This is a genomic window from Microcoleus sp. CAWBG27, from assembly GCF_020883145.1.
Lineage (GTDB): Bacteria > Cyanobacteriota > Cyanobacteriia > Cyanobacteriales > Microcoleaceae > Microcoleus.
The window spans coordinates 99,689-116,412 of record NZ_JAHREU010000015.1 but is presented as its reverse complement, the minus strand read 5'-3'; the positions used below and the strand labels follow the sequence as shown (position 1 = coordinate 116,412).

The following is a 16,724-nucleotide window of genomic DNA, read 5'->3' as shown; positions in this document are numbered from 1 at the left end:
CTTTGCACGGCGACAAATCATTATACCTTAAAAAACCTCAAATGATTGCATAGCAACCATCTCAGGTTTTGAAAATTATGATTTGTTTGAAAATTAAATCCGATCGAATATCTGCGGAATGTGGGTTCTATCATTCCTGATAATTTCTTAGTCAATTCAATAGAGAGATTAGCTTCTCCATTGAGCAACCGCAGTAAAAAAGTATCGACTTCAGAACGATTGAGTTTTTTGATAGCTTCTTTGAAGCTACTTTCAGGAATTGAAGGTTTAGCAACACTCGCACTTATTGCAGCTTTCAGTAGATGCTCATCCACTTCAAAAATATCGATAAAAGCCTGTAACGATGGAGATAACTTGCCAAAATTAGGAGGAACAGGTGGCTCTAGCCCTTGTTGTTCATCATCATTATCATCATCATCATCATTATCATCATCATCTTCATCTTCGTCGTCTAATCCCTCAAGATAGGTAATTGCTTTCAACCAAGCCAAATAAAGTAAACGATAATCTCCCTGCAAAATTTCCTGACGCAAACCTATCAAAGAGGATAAACTTCCTTCTCCCTCTATCCATCCATCAAAACCTCCTTCCTCATTAATAGAAATTTCTAAAATGACAAAATTATTAAGCTCAGAAACCTCCACTATATCTTCAATGCAATATTTCTGCATCTGTTCCACATCAATCAAACCTTTAGGGAAACGAAACATTAGTTGTGTTGTTCCCCAATTAGCTATGTAAAACATAGCATCGAAATATTTGACTAATAATTCTTTTTCATTGCCCGGTAAATCTCCATAGCTATAGACAAAAATAGCTTTACTAGAGCTGATTCGCGCGCGACTAGAGAGTTGGCTGACTGCTTCTTGTTCCGATTGAGTCAAACGTCGATCGACGCTTTGAAACTCATAATATTGATATTCGCTCATTTTGGGTTATTGCAAGTACATAGAAGAGATGGCAAAGGCTTCTTCAGGCGTACCATAGAAAGTGCCATTTCGGAACATACAAGGCTCGTATTTTTCACTGCTATAGGCGTAAAACCCCAGAGTCCAAGCTTCTTCATCACTAAAGTAACGCAGCCGACACAGGTGAAGGGGGATATTTCGCCTTCTTTCTAAATATTCCTCAAGAGATACGCGCAAATCTTTGGCCGGAAAGTCTAGGGGGATATCAGGTTCTGTATAGGCATCTATGTAACAAAACTGACTGCGAAAGCGGATGCCTAGGCGAGTGTATTTACCAGCGTAGTTAGCAGCAGCATAATTGAGAATACGCTGCTTCACTCGTTCTTGAACTGCCGGTGGGATTTTAACTCCTCCTGAATGTGGATCTTTTACCCAAGGGGACATTTGACTGCTCCTGTACGCCGATCGCACAATTAGTTTATAATGAATTGCTAAGTTTAGTGGTCAACATTTAATTAAACTTTAGAATCAAACGCTCAAATTTGCGATCGCCCGATTCATCCCGATTCAATCTAACCATAGATATTTCTATTTTTGGAAAAAAGATTGCGTTAACAAGCAAACAAAATTGCTGAGACCGATCGCAAGCGGTTTGAGACATTTGCGGGAGAAAAAAAATTAAGGCTAGAATTTTTATCTAGCCTTAATTTGATTTAAGAAGCTGGTGACAGGATTTGAACCTGCGACAGGCTGATTACAAATCAGCTACTCTACCAACTGAGTTACACCAGCAGTGAAAATTAATATAGCAAACTTATCGCCCTTAGCGCAACCCCCTCAGCAAACTTTTTTTTCAAATTAGCCCAGAGCCCCTCCCCGTAAGGGCAGAACCGAAATTATTGTCTTGCGATCGCACGCCAAGATTCAGAAACCGGGTTTCTTCCTATATTTCTCATTACCCAACCGGCCTGTACAAGTATTTGGGTTAATTAGCGGACAGGATCAGAAAACAGCCAACTGTCAACTGTCAACTGTCAACTGTCAACTGTCAACTGTCAACTGACTAATCGCAACACCAAATCTTAATTGTCTCATCCGCGCTGCCGCTGGCTAGCAAATTACCCGAAGGTGCGATCGCCACCGAGTATACTGTACCCGAATGTCCTTCAAGAGTGCTCAACAGCTCCCCCGTTTGCAAACTCCAAATATTAATCGTATTATCATCGCAGCCGCTAGCCAAAGTCAAACCGTCCCTACTGATAGCAACCGAATCGCCCCGACTTACATAATTCCGCAAAATATGCACAGCCTCATTCATCCCTAAATTCGCTACACCCTTTCCCTTCGCAGAATTAGAATTTAAGATCCGCAACAAACTGCCCGTGTGCAAATTCCGCAGCTTAATCGTATAATCATTGCTGACGCTAGCCAGAATTTGACCGTCCGGCGCGATCGCCACAGAATTCACCCCAACATTCAAACCCGAAAGAGTCCGCAGCAACTTACCGCTTTCCACATCCCAAACCTTGCTCGTCGCATCCGAACTGCCGCTCGCCAATATCTTACCATCCGGGCTAAAAACCACCGCATTCACATTGTCTGAATGACCCCTCAAAGTCCGCAGCAACTCACCAGTCCGCAAATTCCACAGCTTAATCGTATTATCAGCCCCGCCGCAGCTAGCAATTACCTGCCCCTTCGGGTTGATCGCCACCGAATTCACCTCCATAGAATGTCCTGGGAAAGTACACAATAGATCGCCGTTGTACAAATTCCAAAACTTAATTGTTTCATCCGAACTGCCGCTGACCAACATTTTTCCGTCATAGCTAATCGCAACCGAATTTACGCGATCGGAATGTCCCGTCAAAGTACCAACTAATTCCCTTGTTTCTAAATTCCAAATCTTAATAGTTTTATCCCAACTGCCACTAGCCAGAATTTCGCCATCAGGACTAATCGCCAGAGAATTCACAAACGATGAATGTCCCGGCAGGGTGTAAGCGCACCGCCATTTCAGATTTTTTAATTTGTGAGCGAACTCCTTCGCCCGCTTTGATTTCGCCTCAGCTTCCTGTCTGCTTTTTAGTGCCTCCTCCTCCAAACGCTTGCGTTCCGCCCTAGCTTTCGCCTCTCGCAGTGCTAACCGCCGCATCTCTCCCTTATAGGTTATTCGCTGCTGCTCCTGAATTTCTTTAAGAGTTTCTATATACGGTAGAGCCCAATCTTGAGAAAACCATTCCTGAGCAAATTCCGCCTCTAAATTAAATAGCTGAGGTTCGTGAGTAAAATCTATTTTTAAATAATACAAATCCGCTAAAAAAGCAGCCAGCAACTTATGAATTGTCACAATTATTTGCCGAATAATCCGCAGTCTCACCTTTTCATCTTTCCCCTCGGCTTCCAACTGGTGATAAACTTCTTCCCAATTCCAAGGCTGCATCGCCACTAGGGAAACATTCTGATTGATTATCCCCCAAAAACCGACATGAAAATTAACTTCATAATCGCTGATGTCGCTGTACAATATAGCGGTTGGCACGGGAGACAAAACAGTCTGCAACCGCTCCACATCAATATCAGAAATAGGGTTTTTGAAATAATCTCCGTAAAACTGAACCGGGCAGGATTCTCCGTGCTGGGGGTAGTACTGGTTCAAAAAAGTTCTCAACTTAGCCGGCAGCTCAATATTCAGATTGTGGCGAAACGAATCCGGGCAATCTTGGCTAATTTTGGCCGGAGCAACTAACAACAGCAATCGGTGCTGCTGCTGCTGCAAAATCTGTTCAGTTTCCTGCCTGCTCAAATTGGAAAACCAGTTGTCCCTGTCCCAAATAATTTGAATTTCGTTCAGCTTAACTCGAATTGCTTCTGATTGAATCTCCCGCATTAACTCGCGGCCGAGCCGGCTAATAGCCCGCTGATCTCTCAATTCTTCCGCCCTAATTCGATTGGCGCGTTCTTCCTTTACATTTTCTTCTTCTATGCTGGCGATCGCAATTAACTCTTGTTCTCGGGCCTGCTGCCGTTGCAAATACTTCACTTGTGCTTTAATCCAGCGGGGGTCTTTTTTGATTTGCTGGTTCAAAGCAGAAGAACCAGACGGCTCAATTTCTGCATAGCGTTCGTTGACAGCGCTTGCTCCCAATCTTTCTCCCAATTCGCAGGCTACAGGTTTCAACAGTTCAATTAGGGTGTCTGAGACGGGGCGGGGTAATGACATACCAGTTAAAACTTTTTCTTACTTTGCGGGCGATCGCGCCACTTAGGCGTATCCCGCTGGGCGGAGACTCTTAGCATGGCCTTACATTTGAGCGATCTATTTTAGATTTTAGATTTTAGATTTTAGATTTACTCCACAGATGAATCTGGGAGCTAGAACTTGAGTCTGCTCGCGACGATTGTCGGGGCACGGTATCCGTTTTTGAGCGGAGCCAGCGTATCCGTAAGGCGTATCGTACAGTCGCGCAAGCTTAGCACCTTAACTCAATCATAGTGTTTCTACGGTTTACATTTTACGGCGAATCTGAGTGGAAAGCACCGAGGCAAAAGACTTGAGGATATTCGATCGACTCTGAGTGCCAGAATTCGTTTTTTTTGTTGCCATTGTTACCCGCCCTTGTCTATAATCGTACTTCAACACCATAATTACGGTATTCCGACCTAATAACCGTACTTTAGTAGAGGAACAAATATAGTCAGCAACTCAGGGAATCAACGCCACTGAGCTTGTAAGAGCAATCGAGCAAGCTGTGTTGACCAGCCAAGCGTCTTAACTGACTACGTTATTTGAGTCACGACACCAAGCGAATGCGTAGCTAGTTCCTTGCTCTGTCATCTGCAATTAAACAGTTTGAAAGTCACGCTCAACAGTGTTGCAGGTCTCTCAAGCTCTCATAACATTGGGCGTTGCCTAACATTACCCGTAAGGGCTTGGAGACAACCATATCTCCGCAGAGGGGCAACCATACCCCTCTACCCCGCAAGGGGATTCACGGCGGTTGAAACCGCTTTCTTCGTTTCCCTCTCAGGACTAAAGTCTCTGAGTTTCCCACTTACCGAGTGTTTTTATGAGCCCGTGGCAACACCTAACTCAACAATTTCACCAACCACAACAGCTACCAATTGGCAAAAATCGATCGCTCACTGCGCTTAAAAGATTTGTGTCGCTATTTGTAGTAGGAATAACTTTAAGTTTGGCAATTGTATCCTGCCAGCAGGGAACCCCAAACAACTCCGCCACCACTCCAGGCGGTGCTAACCCAGCAGCCAACAAAGGCAAAGTAGAATTAACCCTCGTTTCCTTCGCCGTCACCAAAGCCGCCCACGCAGCGATAATTCCCAAATTTGTCGAACAATGGCAAAAAGAAAAAGGACAAACCGTCACCTTCAGCGAAAGTTATGGCGGTTCCGGTTCCCAAACCAGAGCAGTAATTGACGGATTAGAAGCAGACATCGTACACCTAGCCCTCGCCCTCGACACCGCCAAAATCGAGAAAGCCGGACTCATCCAACCGGGCTGGGAAAAAGAAGTCCCCAAGGGCGGAATCGTCACCAAATCCGTAGCAGCAATAGTCACCCGCGAAGGCAATCCCAAAGGCATTAAAACCTGGGAAGATTTAAGCAAAGACGGAGTGAAATTAATTACAGCAGATCCCAAAACCTCAGGAGTTGCTCGCTGGAATTTCCTAGCACTTTGGGGTTCGATTATCAAAACCGGAGGAGACGACACCAAAGCATTAGACTTTACCACCAAAGTTTACAAAAACGTTCCGATTCTGACTAAAGATGCCCGTGAAGCTATGGATGTATTTTTTAAACAAGGCCAAGGCGACGCCTTAATCAACTACGAAAACGAAGTTATTTTAGTAGCTCAGAAAGGCGAAAAACCGAGTTATAGTATTCCAGATGTGAATGTGTCGATCGACAATCCCATTGCGATCGTCGATAAAAATGTGGACAAACACGGCACTCGCGAAGTCGCCGAAGCCTTTGTCAAGTATCTGTACACTCCAGAAGCCCAGCGAGAATTTGCCAAAGCAGGATTTCGCCCAGTAGATGAGACAGTAGCCAAAGAAGCAGAATTTGCCCAAAAATATCCCGCCGTCAAAACCCTATTTACAGCTAAAGATTTGGGAGGTTGGGGAGAAATTCAGACGAAATTCTTTGATGACGGAGCCACGTTTGACAAAATCCAAGGATCGATTAAACGCTAAGTCCCAAATTACCCGCTCGTAGTGAGGACTTCAGTCCTCTCCAAACGGTTCGTAGTGAGGACTTCAGTCCTCCCCAAAATATTAGCTTTTCAAGGACTTGCATTCCTTACTACAAACGAAGAAATACTCAAACCTAAATGGCAGTATCATCTCCAGCAACCAACCCTCAATCTGCGATCGCAAATATCAAAAGAGCGATCGGCAAAATTACCTTACCTTGGGGAATCACCATCGGCTACCTCAGCCTCATGCTACTTCTCCCAGTCACAGCCATGCTGCTAAAAGCGAGCACAGCAAACCCCGGCGAATTTTGGAAAATCGCCACAAGCCCGATCGCCCTTTCCGCCTACGATGTCACCTTCGTCACATCATTAATTGCCGCCTTAATCAATGGAGTTTTCGGCACATTAATAGCGTGGGTATTAGTCCGCTACGACTTTCCCTTAAAACGCATTGTCGATGCAGCAGTCGATTTACCCTTTGCGCTACCAACATCCGTTGCAGGTTTAACCCTCGCCACAGTTTACAGCGATAACGGCTGGATCGGTTCGCTGTTTGCACCATTGGGAATCAAAATATCATTCACTCGCTTGGGCGTAGGCGTAGCCATGATCTTTATTTCCCTACCCTTCATCGTGCGAACTGTACAGCCAGTTTTACACGAAATGGAAAAAGACATCGAAGAAGCAGCTTGGTGCTTGGGTGCTTCTCAATTTCAAACCTTTTGGCGAGTAGTTTTACCGCCGCTCTTTCCGTCAATTTTAACCGGAGTTGCTCTCGGATTTTCCCGAGCCGTTGGCGAGTACGGTTCGACGGTAATTGTAGCAGCTAACGTACCGTTTAAAGATTTAATTGCACCTGTTTTAATTTTCCAAAGATTGGAACAGTACGACTATGCAGGAGCCACAGTAATCGGCACTGTCATGTTAGGAATTTCCCTAGCAATGCTGTTCACAATTAATATTTTACAAGCTTGGAGGAGACGCTATGACGGCTGATCTCAATTTATCTAAAAATTACACAGTTCCGCCAGCGGGTTCGTCGCGGGGCAACGAAAAAGCCTGGGTAAAGCCAACGTTGATCGGAATTGCGATCGGCTATCTCGCCCTCGTCTTATTTATCCCAACCCTCAACGTTTTTTACCAAGCTTTCAAAAAGGGAATCGAGCCATTTTTCGCCAACTTAACCTCACCAGATTTTCTATCAGCAGCCCAACTTACCCTGCTGATAGCTCTGATAGTTGTACCTATAAACACAGTATTTGGTTTGTGTGCAGCTTGGGTAATCGGCCGCAACAAATTTCCCGGACGCACCCTATTAATCACCATTTTAGACGTGCCGTTTGCCATCTCTCCCGTAGTCGCAGGTTTAATGATTGTACTGCTTTACGGTCGGCTGGGATGGTTCGGCCCGTGGCTGGAAAGTGCCGGGATTAGGATTATCTTTGCTTTGCCAGGAATGGTGCTAGCTACTGCTTTTGTCACTCTACCTTTTGTTGCCCGCGAAGTGATTCCTGTTTTAGAAGAAGTGGGAACCGATCAAGAAGAAGCGGCGAAAACTTTGGGAGCAAATGATTGGCAAATCTTCTGGAATGTGACGCTGCCGAATATTCGCTGGGGCTTGCTTTACGGTGTGATTTTGACAAATGCTAGGGCAATGGGAGAATTTGGAGCTGTTTCTGTGGTATCGGGAAATATTGCTAAAAAAACTCAGACTTTGCCTTTGTTTGTCGAGGATGCTTACAAGCAGTACGCGACGCAAGCAGCTTTTTCCGCTGCGGTAGTTCTCGGTTTTTTAGCGGTTGTTACTCTGGTGCTTAAGGAGATTTTGGAACGAAAAACTACCATTAAGGAAGTTGACAGTTGACAGTTGACAGTTGACAGTTGACAGTTGACACCGCAGTCATTAGCCAGTAGGGTGCGTCGCCCTCGACAATCTACTTGGAAACTCGAAAATCTCGCAGCGACGCACCATAGCCGATACCTTTGGGTGCGTAGCCCCCGACAATCTGTACATCAGTTTGAAAATCACGCAGCAATGCACCGTACCAGATATTGGTGACATCTGTAAACAGAAACAAACATTGGAGGTTGAAATGTTAAACCACAACAATAACAATAGTGAAGCTGAATTTGAGCCGATCGACAATTTCCACCAAACTCAACAATCAGACCTACCGCACACTGAGTCAGGAGACAGCAGACCAACTCAAACCCGCATTCGGATTCGGATTCCCAAAGAATACCATCAGGAACCTGTCATCTCTAACCTGATTTCGGAACACGGTTTAAAGGTAAATTTTAATGCAGCTTTGTTGGGTGGAAAAAATTCCGATGACGGTTGGTTTGATTTGGAGCTTAACGGTACAAGCCAACAAATTGAAAGTGCTCTGATTTATCTCAACGATTTAGATGTGGAAATCTGGAGCAATTCCAATCATCCCGATGAGGAAACTTGGTAAACGTTTGTAGTGAGGACTTTAGTCCTCATAAAACTCGGACTTTGGGTTCTCACTACAAACCAATTTTATCGCCGTTGTCCGATCGCCCAAACTATCATTCCTTAGCCCAAAAATACCAAATAACATCAGTTTACAGCCGATCGCCGCGACTGATGACTTTTTACTGACAAATATCGATCGCCATTAGTTATTTTTTTGCTTGACATTTATGACAAAACGTTGTACCTGACAGAGTGTAATCGCATCAAAAACTAGGCGCCAGTCTTCTCAAATATTTTTGTAACATCCGGAACAATATCTACCTTGCAAACTTCTACACAATCAAACTAAACTTAGTATATCCTAGGAGAGCATAAAAAAAGGTTTTTGTCAATCTTCCATTGAGGTGAAAGTTAGGGCGATCGTCTTCCAGGGCTTTGTCAACGACTTGCATCCGCAGCGGAATAAGATCGCTGCTGCGTTTGGTTTGTGCTATGAATTTAATGTGTGTGTGTACCAGAGGAATTTAATCATGGAAGTCTATAAAGAACGGAAACACCAGATAGTTTTTGCGGATTCACAAGTTAAAGATTGCGAAAGTTTAACGAAAACCGCGAATTCCGATACAGAAGTTATTATTCTCAAGGCCGATCGCGACGGCATCGCGCAAATCGCCGAAACACTTAAACAGCGGCAAAACATTGCAGCAGTTCATATTCTGTCTCACGGCTCAGCAGCCAGCCTGCAACTGGGAAGCACAGAACTCAATCTCAGCAACATTGAAACCTACCGCAATTATTTAGAAAAATGGTTTGCTTTGCCAGCAGCCGAAGCAAACTCGAACTCTTCAACTACTGCTAAACCAGAAATTCTGCTTTACGGTTGCAACGTCGCCGCCACAGAAGCCGGTGTCGCCTTCGTCCAAAGGCTGAGCCAGCTCACGGGGGCAAATATTGCCGCATCCGATAACTTGACCGGCAGTGCCGCGCTGGGCGGAGACTGGGTGTTGGAAGTAACTACAGGGAAAATAGAAACACCTTTAGCATTTTCCCAAGAGGCGAGGGAAGCTTATAGTGGCGTGTTAGCAACCTTTACTGCTACCGACTTTACCAGCCTGAAGAACGCCATCCTCTTTGCTAATGTCCTGCCCGATGTTGATGATATCAACATCACGGCTCCTATCACTTTTCCAGTGGGACAAGTTCTGCCTATACTTGCAACCCCTGTAAATTTTCTTGGCAGCACTACGACTGCGATTACGATCGACGGCAACAACAACCCAATTTTCTTTGTTGACAACGCCGCAGTTAATTTCTCTAACCTGACGATCGCCAATGGTCTATCTCAGGGAACTGCGGGCACCCTTGGTGGTGGCGGCGGCGCGGGAGTCGGAGGTGCGCTTTTCATCAACAGCGGCACTGTAAACATTGATAATGTTACCTTCAGCAACAACCGAGCGATCGGCGGTGCTGGCGGCCCAGCCGGAAGTACCGGCAAAGGTGGCAACAGTGGCTTAGCGAAATTCTTCACTACTTCAGGCGGCACCGGTATCGGAGGTGGCCCAGGTACTCCCGTTAGCGGTGGTGCAACTCCCGGTAGTGCGGGCGTTGGTGCCATTGGCGGTGCTGGCGGCACAGGCGCTACCAGTACAACCGTCGGTGGTCAAGGCGGTCAAGGCGGAGATGGCGGCAGTGGAGCCGCTGGTGGTAATGGCGGTGCCGGCGGTCTTGGCAATGGTGCGACAGGCCCGGGCGGCCCCGGTGGTGCTGGTGGTATTGGCATTAACGGTGGTGGCGGCGGTGCTGGTGGTGCTGGCGGTGGTGCTGGCGCTGCTGCTGCCATTCGTGGCGCAGGCGGTAATGGCGGTGCTGGTGCTCTGGGCGGCGGCGGCGGGCCCGGTGGTCTTGCAGGCGCGATCGGCATCACAGCCCCTGCCGGTAATGGCGGTACTGGCGGTACTCTGGGGCCCAACACCGGTACTGTGGGTGGTGGCGGCAGTGGTGTTGCACCAGGCACTGGTGGCTTCGGTGGCAGTGGCCAAGCAATTTTGGCCGGTGCAACTGTGGGCGGTGCTGGCGGTGGCGGTGCTGGTCTGGGAGGGGCGATTTTTCTCAACAGCGGTACTTTGAAGGTCAGCAACAGCACTTTCAGCAGCAGCAGAGCAACAGGTGGTGCGAGTGGCGGTGGAACTGCTACTGCGGGTCAGGGAGTGGGCGGTGCAATTTTTATCAACCAGCTTGGTGCCACTGCAACCCTGACTAACACTACGATCGCGAGCAACCCCGCAGTTGTCATCCCCCCTCTACTGAATGCCGGTGTTGCCGGCGGAATTTTCAACAACGCCGGAACTCTCACTCTCAACAACACCCTGGTCGTTGGCAATACTTCAGCAACAGCAGGGGGTAGTGAAGTTATTGGAGCATCTACTAACACCACCAGCTTCATCGGCACCGGTGTTGCAGTACCTTGGCTCGACCCTGTATTGAAAAATAACGGCGGTTTTGCCCAGACTCACGCGCTGATCGCCACTCCTGCCGTACCCATTCCTGCAACCGTCCTGAATGCTGGTACTAATGCCCTTGCTGTCAACACGGCTGGTGGAGTCCTCACCGCAGACCAACGGGGTACTCAGTTCGGTCAGCCGTTTGCCCGCAGTGTAAACGGCCGTGCTGATGTTGGTGCTTATGAGTACGGCCCCACCATTACCGGTCAAAAATTTAATGACATCAATGGCAATGGTATTAAAGATGGTGCTGATGCCACCACGACAACTCCAGCACAAAGCTTTACGATTTTTGTAGATGAGAATGGTGACAAGGCCCCGAGTCCAGGGGAAGATAGCGTTATTGTCCCGATCGGCGGTACTTACACCATCGCCGATACGAAGACAAATAGCCCGATTTTAGAAGTGCCGGTAACTGGTTGGGAGCAGACTCTCCCTGCTACGACTGCTACTCCCTACAATACGGGGATTGCAAATCCACCCGCTCAAGACTTCGGTAACTTCAAGAAGATTATCATCAGCGGTCAGAAATTTGAGGACAAAAACGGCGACCGCATCCAACAGCCAACTGAAACAACTCCTCCTGCTGGAACCACTTGGGACATTCAGTTAGTTAGCTCTGCTGCTCCTAATACAGTTCTGCAAACCGTTAAGACTGATGCCACTGGCAAGTATACTTTCGCACCAGCAGGCCCCCTCTCAGGAGGCGCTCAATACATCGTCAAAGAAGTCGCCCAAACAGGTTATAGCCAGACCCTCATTCCTGCCAACATCGTCCCCAGCAGTGGCGTGGATGTCCCGAACGTTAACCTCGGTAACTTCAAAAACGTCACTATCACCGGTCAGAAGTTCAACGACCTCAACGGGAATGGCGTCAAAGAGGCGACGGAACCTGGATTAAAAGACTGGAAAATCTCACTCGAACCAGTGGTCTTTATCGGCACAGCAGTAACGCGATCGGTTACCACTGATGACTCTGGCAATTACACCTTTACTGACGTTGGCGGTGGTACATTCGACCTGCGGGAAGAGCAAAAGACTGGTTGGCAGCAAACTTTCCCTGTTCCCCCAGCGGCCACGAGGCTTACTACTGCAAGTGGCGTTAACATTGCTAACACCGCCGCCCTTCCCACCAACTTCGGGAACTTCCAGGTTGGCAAGATTAGCGGGATCAAATTTAACGATCGCAACAAAAATGGTGTCCAAGATGCCGGCGAACCAGCGCTAGCAGGCTGGAGAATCTACCTAGATGCCAACAACAACGGCACGCTAGAGCCAACCGAAACCGCTACTGTCACCGATATCACCGGTAAGTACCAGTTCAACGACTTGCCATTCGCCACCTACAACGTCCGGGAGTTAGTAGAACCGGGCTGGACGCAAATCGCCCCGGCAGCCAGCGGCACCGCGCCTACCCTTTCAGGTGCCTACAGGATCGCCCTCACCAGCGGTCAAGACTCGCAAAACAACAACTTCGGCAACTTCTTCGAGGCGAGCACGATCAGCGGTCAAAAATTCAATGACCTCAACAACAACGGCGTTAAGGATGCCGGGGAACTGGGCCTACAAAACTGGCAAATCTTCATAGACACCAGCAAGGATGGAGTCTTTCAGCAGGGCGAATTGACTACCATCACGGATAAGGATGGCAACTACACCATCAACGACGTACCCGTAGGCACTCACCAGGTAAGGGAAGTCCAGCAAACAGGCTGGACGCTGACAACCGCGATCCCTGCCGACGTTGTTATAGCTAAAGCCGGAGAAAAACCCACGGGCATTGACTTCGGCAACTTCCTGCCCCAACCGGGCCAGATCCGCGGTCTGAAGTTCCAAGACAACAACAGAAATGGCGTTCAGGATGCCGGAGAACCGGGTTTACCCAATGTCCAAATTCAGTTAACCAAAGTCGTAGCTCCCGCGCCAGGAGCTCCTGTTGCTGTTCCGGTTACTACTACCACAGATAACAGCGGCAACTACCTGTTCGCGAACCTAGCGCCGGCAACCTACCGCGTTCGGGAAATCGCGCCAGTTGGTTTCACTCAAAGCAGCCCCAACCCCGCCGACATCGTGCTGGCTTCGGGCGCTATTGTCAGCGGCATCAACTTCGGGAATTCGGTTATAACAACACCGACACCTTCACCAACGCCGACACCGACGCCAGAACCACCTGGCAGGACATCGCCGACACCGACGCCTGCGCCGACGCCAACACCGACGCCTGCGCCACCGACGCCGCCGACACCGCCAACACCACCGACACCACCGACACCAGAGACGCCGACGCCGACGCCGACGCCGACACCAGAACCGACGCCGACACCGACACCGACACCTTTAGTGACAGATTTGGTTTGTCCCGATTCCTTCCCCAGGGTTACCCCTCCGAATCTGTCCCCCAGTCCTTCGCGGAACGGTGTCATCAACGGCACTAACGGCGACGATACCCTCGTGGGCAGTGCCAATGCTGACTCTATCTTCGGGTTAGGTGGCGCCGATTTGATCTTCGGCCAAGAGGGCGGGGATTACATCAATGGTAATGTCGGCAACGATACTATCTTCGGTGGCAAAGATGGCAATACTATCTTTGGTGGTAAAGGCTTTGACCTGATTTTTGGCGATCGAGCTGATGATACTCTTTACGGCAATCGCGGCAACGACTCGGTAAGTGGCGACGATGGCGATGACGTATTGTACGGCGGCAAAGGCGACGACGTGCTATTGGGAGAAGGCGGCGACGACATACTATTGGGCGATCAAGGTAATGACACTCTCTGCGGTGGCGACGGTAACAATACCTTGCTGGGCGGCAGCGGCGACGATATACTCTTTGGTGGCACTGGCGATGACTTGCTCTTTGGCGGCCTTGGCAATGACACCTTGATCGCTAATGGCAACTCACAAGGCTTTGTATTGGCAGCGATTCAGGGCACTGACACGATTATCAACTTCAGACCAGAATCTGATTCGATCCAGTTGGTGGGAGGTTTGGACTTCAGTCAACTGTCGTTAACCGAAACTAACGGCTCAACTGCGATCGCGATCGCCAGCACCAACCAGACTTTGGCTATATTGGCGGGCGTTGTCCCCAACCGGTTAGCTGCAAGCAGTTTTAACGTGCTAGTGGTTTAATCTGTAGTCCTTAGTAGCCATTGGTTTCAACTTAACGTCAAACGTAGTGGCTGTCTTCTGTTTGGCGATCGGAGCCAGATCCCCCCTAGCCCCCCTTCTTAAGGGGGGGACAGGATTTTCCTCAAAGTCCCCCTTCTTAAGGGGGATTTAGGGGGATCGACGCTCAGGGTAAACGAGAGATACAAAGGTTTTCGGGGTTAAGTTGACACCAATCCACAGTAGGATGCACACTTCGCGCACCTACTCTTAGCTGGACAATCAGGATTAGGGGAACGAAATTCCGTTCCCCTTTTTTTGTTAAATTTGTTGGAGATATTTCAGCAAGTCGGCCATTTCTTGCGGGCTCGGCTGAAACTGTGGCATTGGTGGGGTTCGCCCGCTGGTGACTTGGCGGATCAGCTCGAATTCGGATTTGCGCTCTGAAACTCGGTGCAAGTTGGGCCCAACTTGAGTCTCTCCGACGGATATGTGACACCCCGCACAGTTCATTTGAAAGATGGCGGAACCCTGAAACTGGTCGCCAGTAAGGGAAAGTACGCTTTTGACGTAGGGATCGGCAACTTGAAACTGACGAATTGTCATAGTCGCCAACATGATGGCAAGCAACACGGCGATCGCAAATATGACCAGTCGCTCGATCGGGTTTTTAATTTCATTCGTGGCAATTTGGTGATTCAAAGGAGTGCAAATTTAAAATAGTATCTACAAGAAAATTTATTTCTCATCACATAGCTTAATCGTTTCCAGCGGGGATATCAAGATCTGATACCCCCAGAACTCCCAAGAATGGGAAAATTCATCTGTCTCAGTGCTGGTAATATTAAAATTAGATTGTTAAATCTTAACGTTAAGGAGCTCTCATGGTAGAACCGCTGCTTTCAGGTATTGTTCTGGGTTTAATCTTTGTTACTCTGGCGGGGCTGTTTTTTGCTGCTTACCAGCAATACAAGCGCGGCGATCAGTTGGGTATCAATAAGTAAAAGGGCCTATAGTGCCTCGGTGAAGCGGAGGAGAGAGGGGGGAGATGGGGAGATGGGGAGATGGGGAGATAGGGAGAGGGGGAGATTGGAAAAATCTTTCTTCTGTCAACTGTCAACTCTTCCTTCTGTCAACTGTCAACTCTTCCCTCTTCCCTCTTCCAACAGTCAACAGTCAACAGTCAACAGTCAACAGTCAACAGTATCGATCGAGAATAGCAGCAGTTTCCACGCCTGTCTTTTCCCAGCTAAACAGTTTTGCTCGGGCCAAACCTAGTTCCCGCAAGTGCGATCGAGCTTTAGTATCTGTTGCCAGCTCGTGCATAGCAGAGGCTATTTCCTGGATGCTGTACGGATTGACTAACGATACTGCGTCCCCCCCGACTTCCGGCATAGAAGATAGGTTAGAAGTGATGACAGGAGTGCCACAGGCCATTGCTTCGAGCACCGGGAGACCGAATCCTTCCCAAAGACTGGGGAATACCAGGGCGATCGCCCGGTTGATGACTTTCGGCAAATCAGCCGCGGGGAGGTAATTTAGGAATTTTACGCGATCGGACAATCCCAATTCTTGAACCTGGGCCTTCAGCAGCGGCGTATAGCGTTTATCTTCCGATCCCGTTATCCACAATTCGTACTCGGAATTATTGGGTAAAGTCGCAAAGGCTGCTACAACTCGCTGGACGTTTTTATGGGGATTGTGGCGGCCCATATACAGGAAATAATTGCTAGTTGGTAAGTCTAGAAACTTAAAAAAACTGGTATCGTAGCCGGGAAAAATTCGTGTAATTAAAGAACTTGGAATTTTACAAAAATTAGTAATATCATTGGCGGTTGACTCGGAATCGCAGATGATATGTTCAGCCTGCCGCAACACTTGGGGAATGTAGTAGCGGTGATAAACTGCCAAAGGATCGAAGCGGCGGGGAAATCGTAAAGCTATTAGGTCATGTACTGTAATTATATACCGACAACCGCGAAATAGAGGAGCTTCGGGAATTGGCGAAAATAACAGGTTAGATTTTAGCTTTTTGTATATTTTGGGGATTTGGGTTTGTGTCCACAGCAATCGGTTGATGTGTCCTTTGATTCCTTGTTGTGGTGTGAGGTTGGCTGGGATTTTGTAGCAGTTATTATTGGGAAATTTTTGGGCTGTTAGTAAGGTTGGATTGAGGGTTTTTAGGTGGGGAAATAGGTTTTTGGCGTAGATGGCTAATCCGGTTGGTTCGGAAATTAGGAAGGAGAGATTAATTAGTAGGTTGGATTGGGGGTTTGGCATAGCGTAATATGAGGATTGCGGTTTTTTGGTTGGGATTTTTTTATTTAACCGCAGAGGGCGCAGAGGGCGCAGAGAGATGAAAGAATAGTGGGCTGTTTTACAGATGTTGAGGATTGCGGTTTTTTGGTTGGGATTTTTTTTGATTAACCGCAGAGGGCGCAGAGGGCGCAGAGAGATGAAAGAATAGTGGGCTGTTTTACAGATGTTGAGGATTGCGGTTTTTTGGTTGGGATTTTTTTTGATTAACCGCAGAGCGCGCAGAGGGCGCG

Annotated in this window: 12 protein-coding genes and 1 tRNA gene; 6 read left to right on the top strand and 7 right to left on the bottom strand. The window is 48.0% G+C overall.

All coding sequences use genetic code 11. The annotated features are described in order from the left end of the window. Positions 1 to 20: 20 nt before the first annotated feature. The 4 genes from QZ938_RS11670 to QZ938_RS11655 all read right to left on the bottom strand — a co-directional run bounded on the left by QZ938_RS11670 (position 21) and on the right by QZ938_RS11655 (position 4,131). Positions 21 to 929 carry a hypothetical protein gene (locus tag QZ938_RS11670; protein WP_293351400.1) on the bottom strand — a complete coding sequence of 303 codons (909 nt, stop codon included), beginning with the start codon at positions 927 to 929 and terminating at the stop codon, positions 21 to 23. 6 nt (positions 930 to 935) lie between these two features. Beyond that, positions 936 to 1,352 carry a hypothetical protein gene (locus tag QZ938_RS11665; protein ID WP_293351402.1) on the bottom strand — a complete coding sequence of 139 codons (417 nt, stop codon included), beginning with the start codon at positions 1,350 to 1,352 and terminating at the stop codon, positions 936 to 938. 275 nt (positions 1,353 to 1,627) lie between these two features. Continuing rightward, positions 1,628 to 1,700 (bottom strand) — tRNA-Thr (locus tag QZ938_RS11660). A 271-nt stretch (positions 1,701 to 1,971) separates the two neighbouring features. After that, the gene (locus QZ938_RS11655; protein WP_293147862.1) at positions 1,972 to 4,131 is read right to left on the bottom strand and encodes a serine/threonine protein kinase; all 2,160 of its coding nucleotides are present in this window, start codon (positions 4,129 to 4,131) and stop codon (positions 1,972 to 1,974) included. Positions 4,132 to 4,978: 847 nt separating this feature from the next. Here QZ938_RS11655 and QZ938_RS11650 point away from each other — a divergent pair. From QZ938_RS11650 to cysW, 3 genes are all read left to right on the top strand, one after another. After that, complete coding sequence (locus QZ938_RS11650; protein WP_293147860.1) at positions 4,979 to 6,124, top strand: sulfate ABC transporter substrate-binding protein; 1,146 nt, start codon at positions 4,979 to 4,981, stop codon at positions 6,122 to 6,124. Positions 6,125 to 6,261: 137 nt separating this feature from the next. Then, entirely contained in the window at positions 6,262 to 7,122 is an 861-nt protein-coding gene (gene cysT / locus QZ938_RS11645) for a sulfate ABC transporter permease subunit CysT (RefSeq protein ID WP_293147858.1), read from the top strand. Further along, positions 7,112 to 7,990 (top strand): sulfate ABC transporter permease subunit CysW, encoded by an 879-nt coding sequence (gene cysW, locus QZ938_RS11640; protein WP_293147856.1) that lies wholly within the window; start codon positions 7,112 to 7,114, stop codon positions 7,988 to 7,990. Before cysT ends, cysW begins: the two co-directional genes overlap by 11 nt. Before the next feature lie 70 nt (positions 7,991 to 8,060). Here the strand turns inward: cysW and QZ938_RS11635 are convergent, their stop codons facing one another. Beyond that, complete coding sequence (locus QZ938_RS11635; protein WP_293351404.1) at positions 8,061 to 8,204, bottom strand: hypothetical protein; 144 nt, start codon at positions 8,202 to 8,204, stop codon at positions 8,061 to 8,063. A gap of 15 nt (positions 8,205 to 8,219) precedes the next feature. Here QZ938_RS11635 and QZ938_RS11630 point away from each other — a divergent pair, with 15 nt between their 5' ends. Continuing rightward, positions 8,220 to 8,585, top strand: a complete 366-nt coding sequence (locus tag QZ938_RS11630) for an NIL domain-containing protein (RefSeq protein WP_293351406.1) — start codon at positions 8,220 to 8,222, stop codon at positions 8,583 to 8,585. A 511-nt stretch (positions 8,586 to 9,096) separates the two neighbouring features. Next, positions 9,097 to 14,199: a DUF4347 domain-containing protein gene (locus QZ938_RS11625; protein WP_293351408.1), complete on the top strand. Its 5,103-nt coding sequence runs from the start codon at positions 9,097 to 9,099 to the stop codon at positions 14,197 to 14,199. Positions 14,200 to 14,496: 297 nt separating this feature from the next. Here QZ938_RS11625 and QZ938_RS11620 read toward each other — a convergent pair whose 3' ends face one another. Continuing rightward, positions 14,497 to 14,877 (bottom strand): cytochrome c, encoded by a 381-nt coding sequence (locus tag QZ938_RS11620; RefSeq protein WP_293147850.1) that lies wholly within the window; start codon positions 14,875 to 14,877, stop codon positions 14,497 to 14,499. 182 nt (positions 14,878 to 15,059) lie between these two features. On the opposite strand from QZ938_RS11620, the gene petG reads away from it, so the two are divergent. Next, a complete protein-coding gene (gene petG / locus QZ938_RS11615; protein WP_006632329.1) occupies positions 15,060 to 15,179 on the top strand; it encodes a cytochrome b6-f complex subunit V in 120 nt (39 codons plus the stop codon). Between the two features lie 193 nt (positions 15,180 to 15,372). Here petG and QZ938_RS11610 read toward each other — a convergent pair whose 3' ends face one another. Continuing rightward, positions 15,373 to 16,455: a glycosyltransferase family 1 protein gene (locus tag QZ938_RS11610; RefSeq protein WP_293351410.1), complete on the bottom strand. Its 1,083-nt coding sequence runs from the start codon at positions 16,453 to 16,455 to the stop codon at positions 15,373 to 15,375. Positions 16,456 to 16,724 lie beyond the last annotated feature (269 nt).

Bases quoted from the DNA above. Each gene is read 5' to 3' on its own strand.
- QZ938_RS11670 (WP_293351400.1), bottom strand. From the start codon at position 929: ATGAGCGAATATCAATATTATGAGTTTCAAAGCGTCGATCGACGTTTG.
- QZ938_RS11665 (WP_293351402.1), bottom strand. From the start codon at position 1,352: ATGTCCCCTTGGGTAAAAGATCCACATTCAGGAGGAGTTAAAATCCCA.
- QZ938_RS11655 (WP_293147862.1), bottom strand. From the start codon at position 4,131: ATGTCATTACCCCGCCCCGTCTCAGACACCCTAATTGAACTGTTGAAA.
- QZ938_RS11650 (WP_293147860.1), top strand. From the start codon at position 4,979: ATGAGCCCGTGGCAACACCTAACTCAACAATTTCACCAACCACAACAG.
- cysT (WP_293147858.1), top strand. From the start codon at position 6,262: ATGGCAGTATCATCTCCAGCAACCAACCCTCAATCTGCGATCGCAAAT.
- cysW (WP_293147856.1), top strand. From the start codon at position 7,112: ATGACGGCTGATCTCAATTTATCTAAAAATTACACAGTTCCGCCAGCG.
- QZ938_RS11630 (WP_293351406.1), top strand. From the start codon at position 8,220: ATGTTAAACCACAACAATAACAATAGTGAAGCTGAATTTGAGCCGATC.
- QZ938_RS11625 (WP_293351408.1), top strand. From the start codon at position 9,097: ATGGAAGTCTATAAAGAACGGAAACACCAGATAGTTTTTGCGGATTCA.
- petG (WP_006632329.1), top strand. From the start codon at position 15,060: ATGGTAGAACCGCTGCTTTCAGGTATTGTTCTGGGTTTAATCTTTGTT.
- QZ938_RS11610 (WP_293351410.1), bottom strand. From the start codon at position 16,455: ATGCCAAACCCCCAATCCAACCTACTAATTAATCTCTCCTTCCTAATT.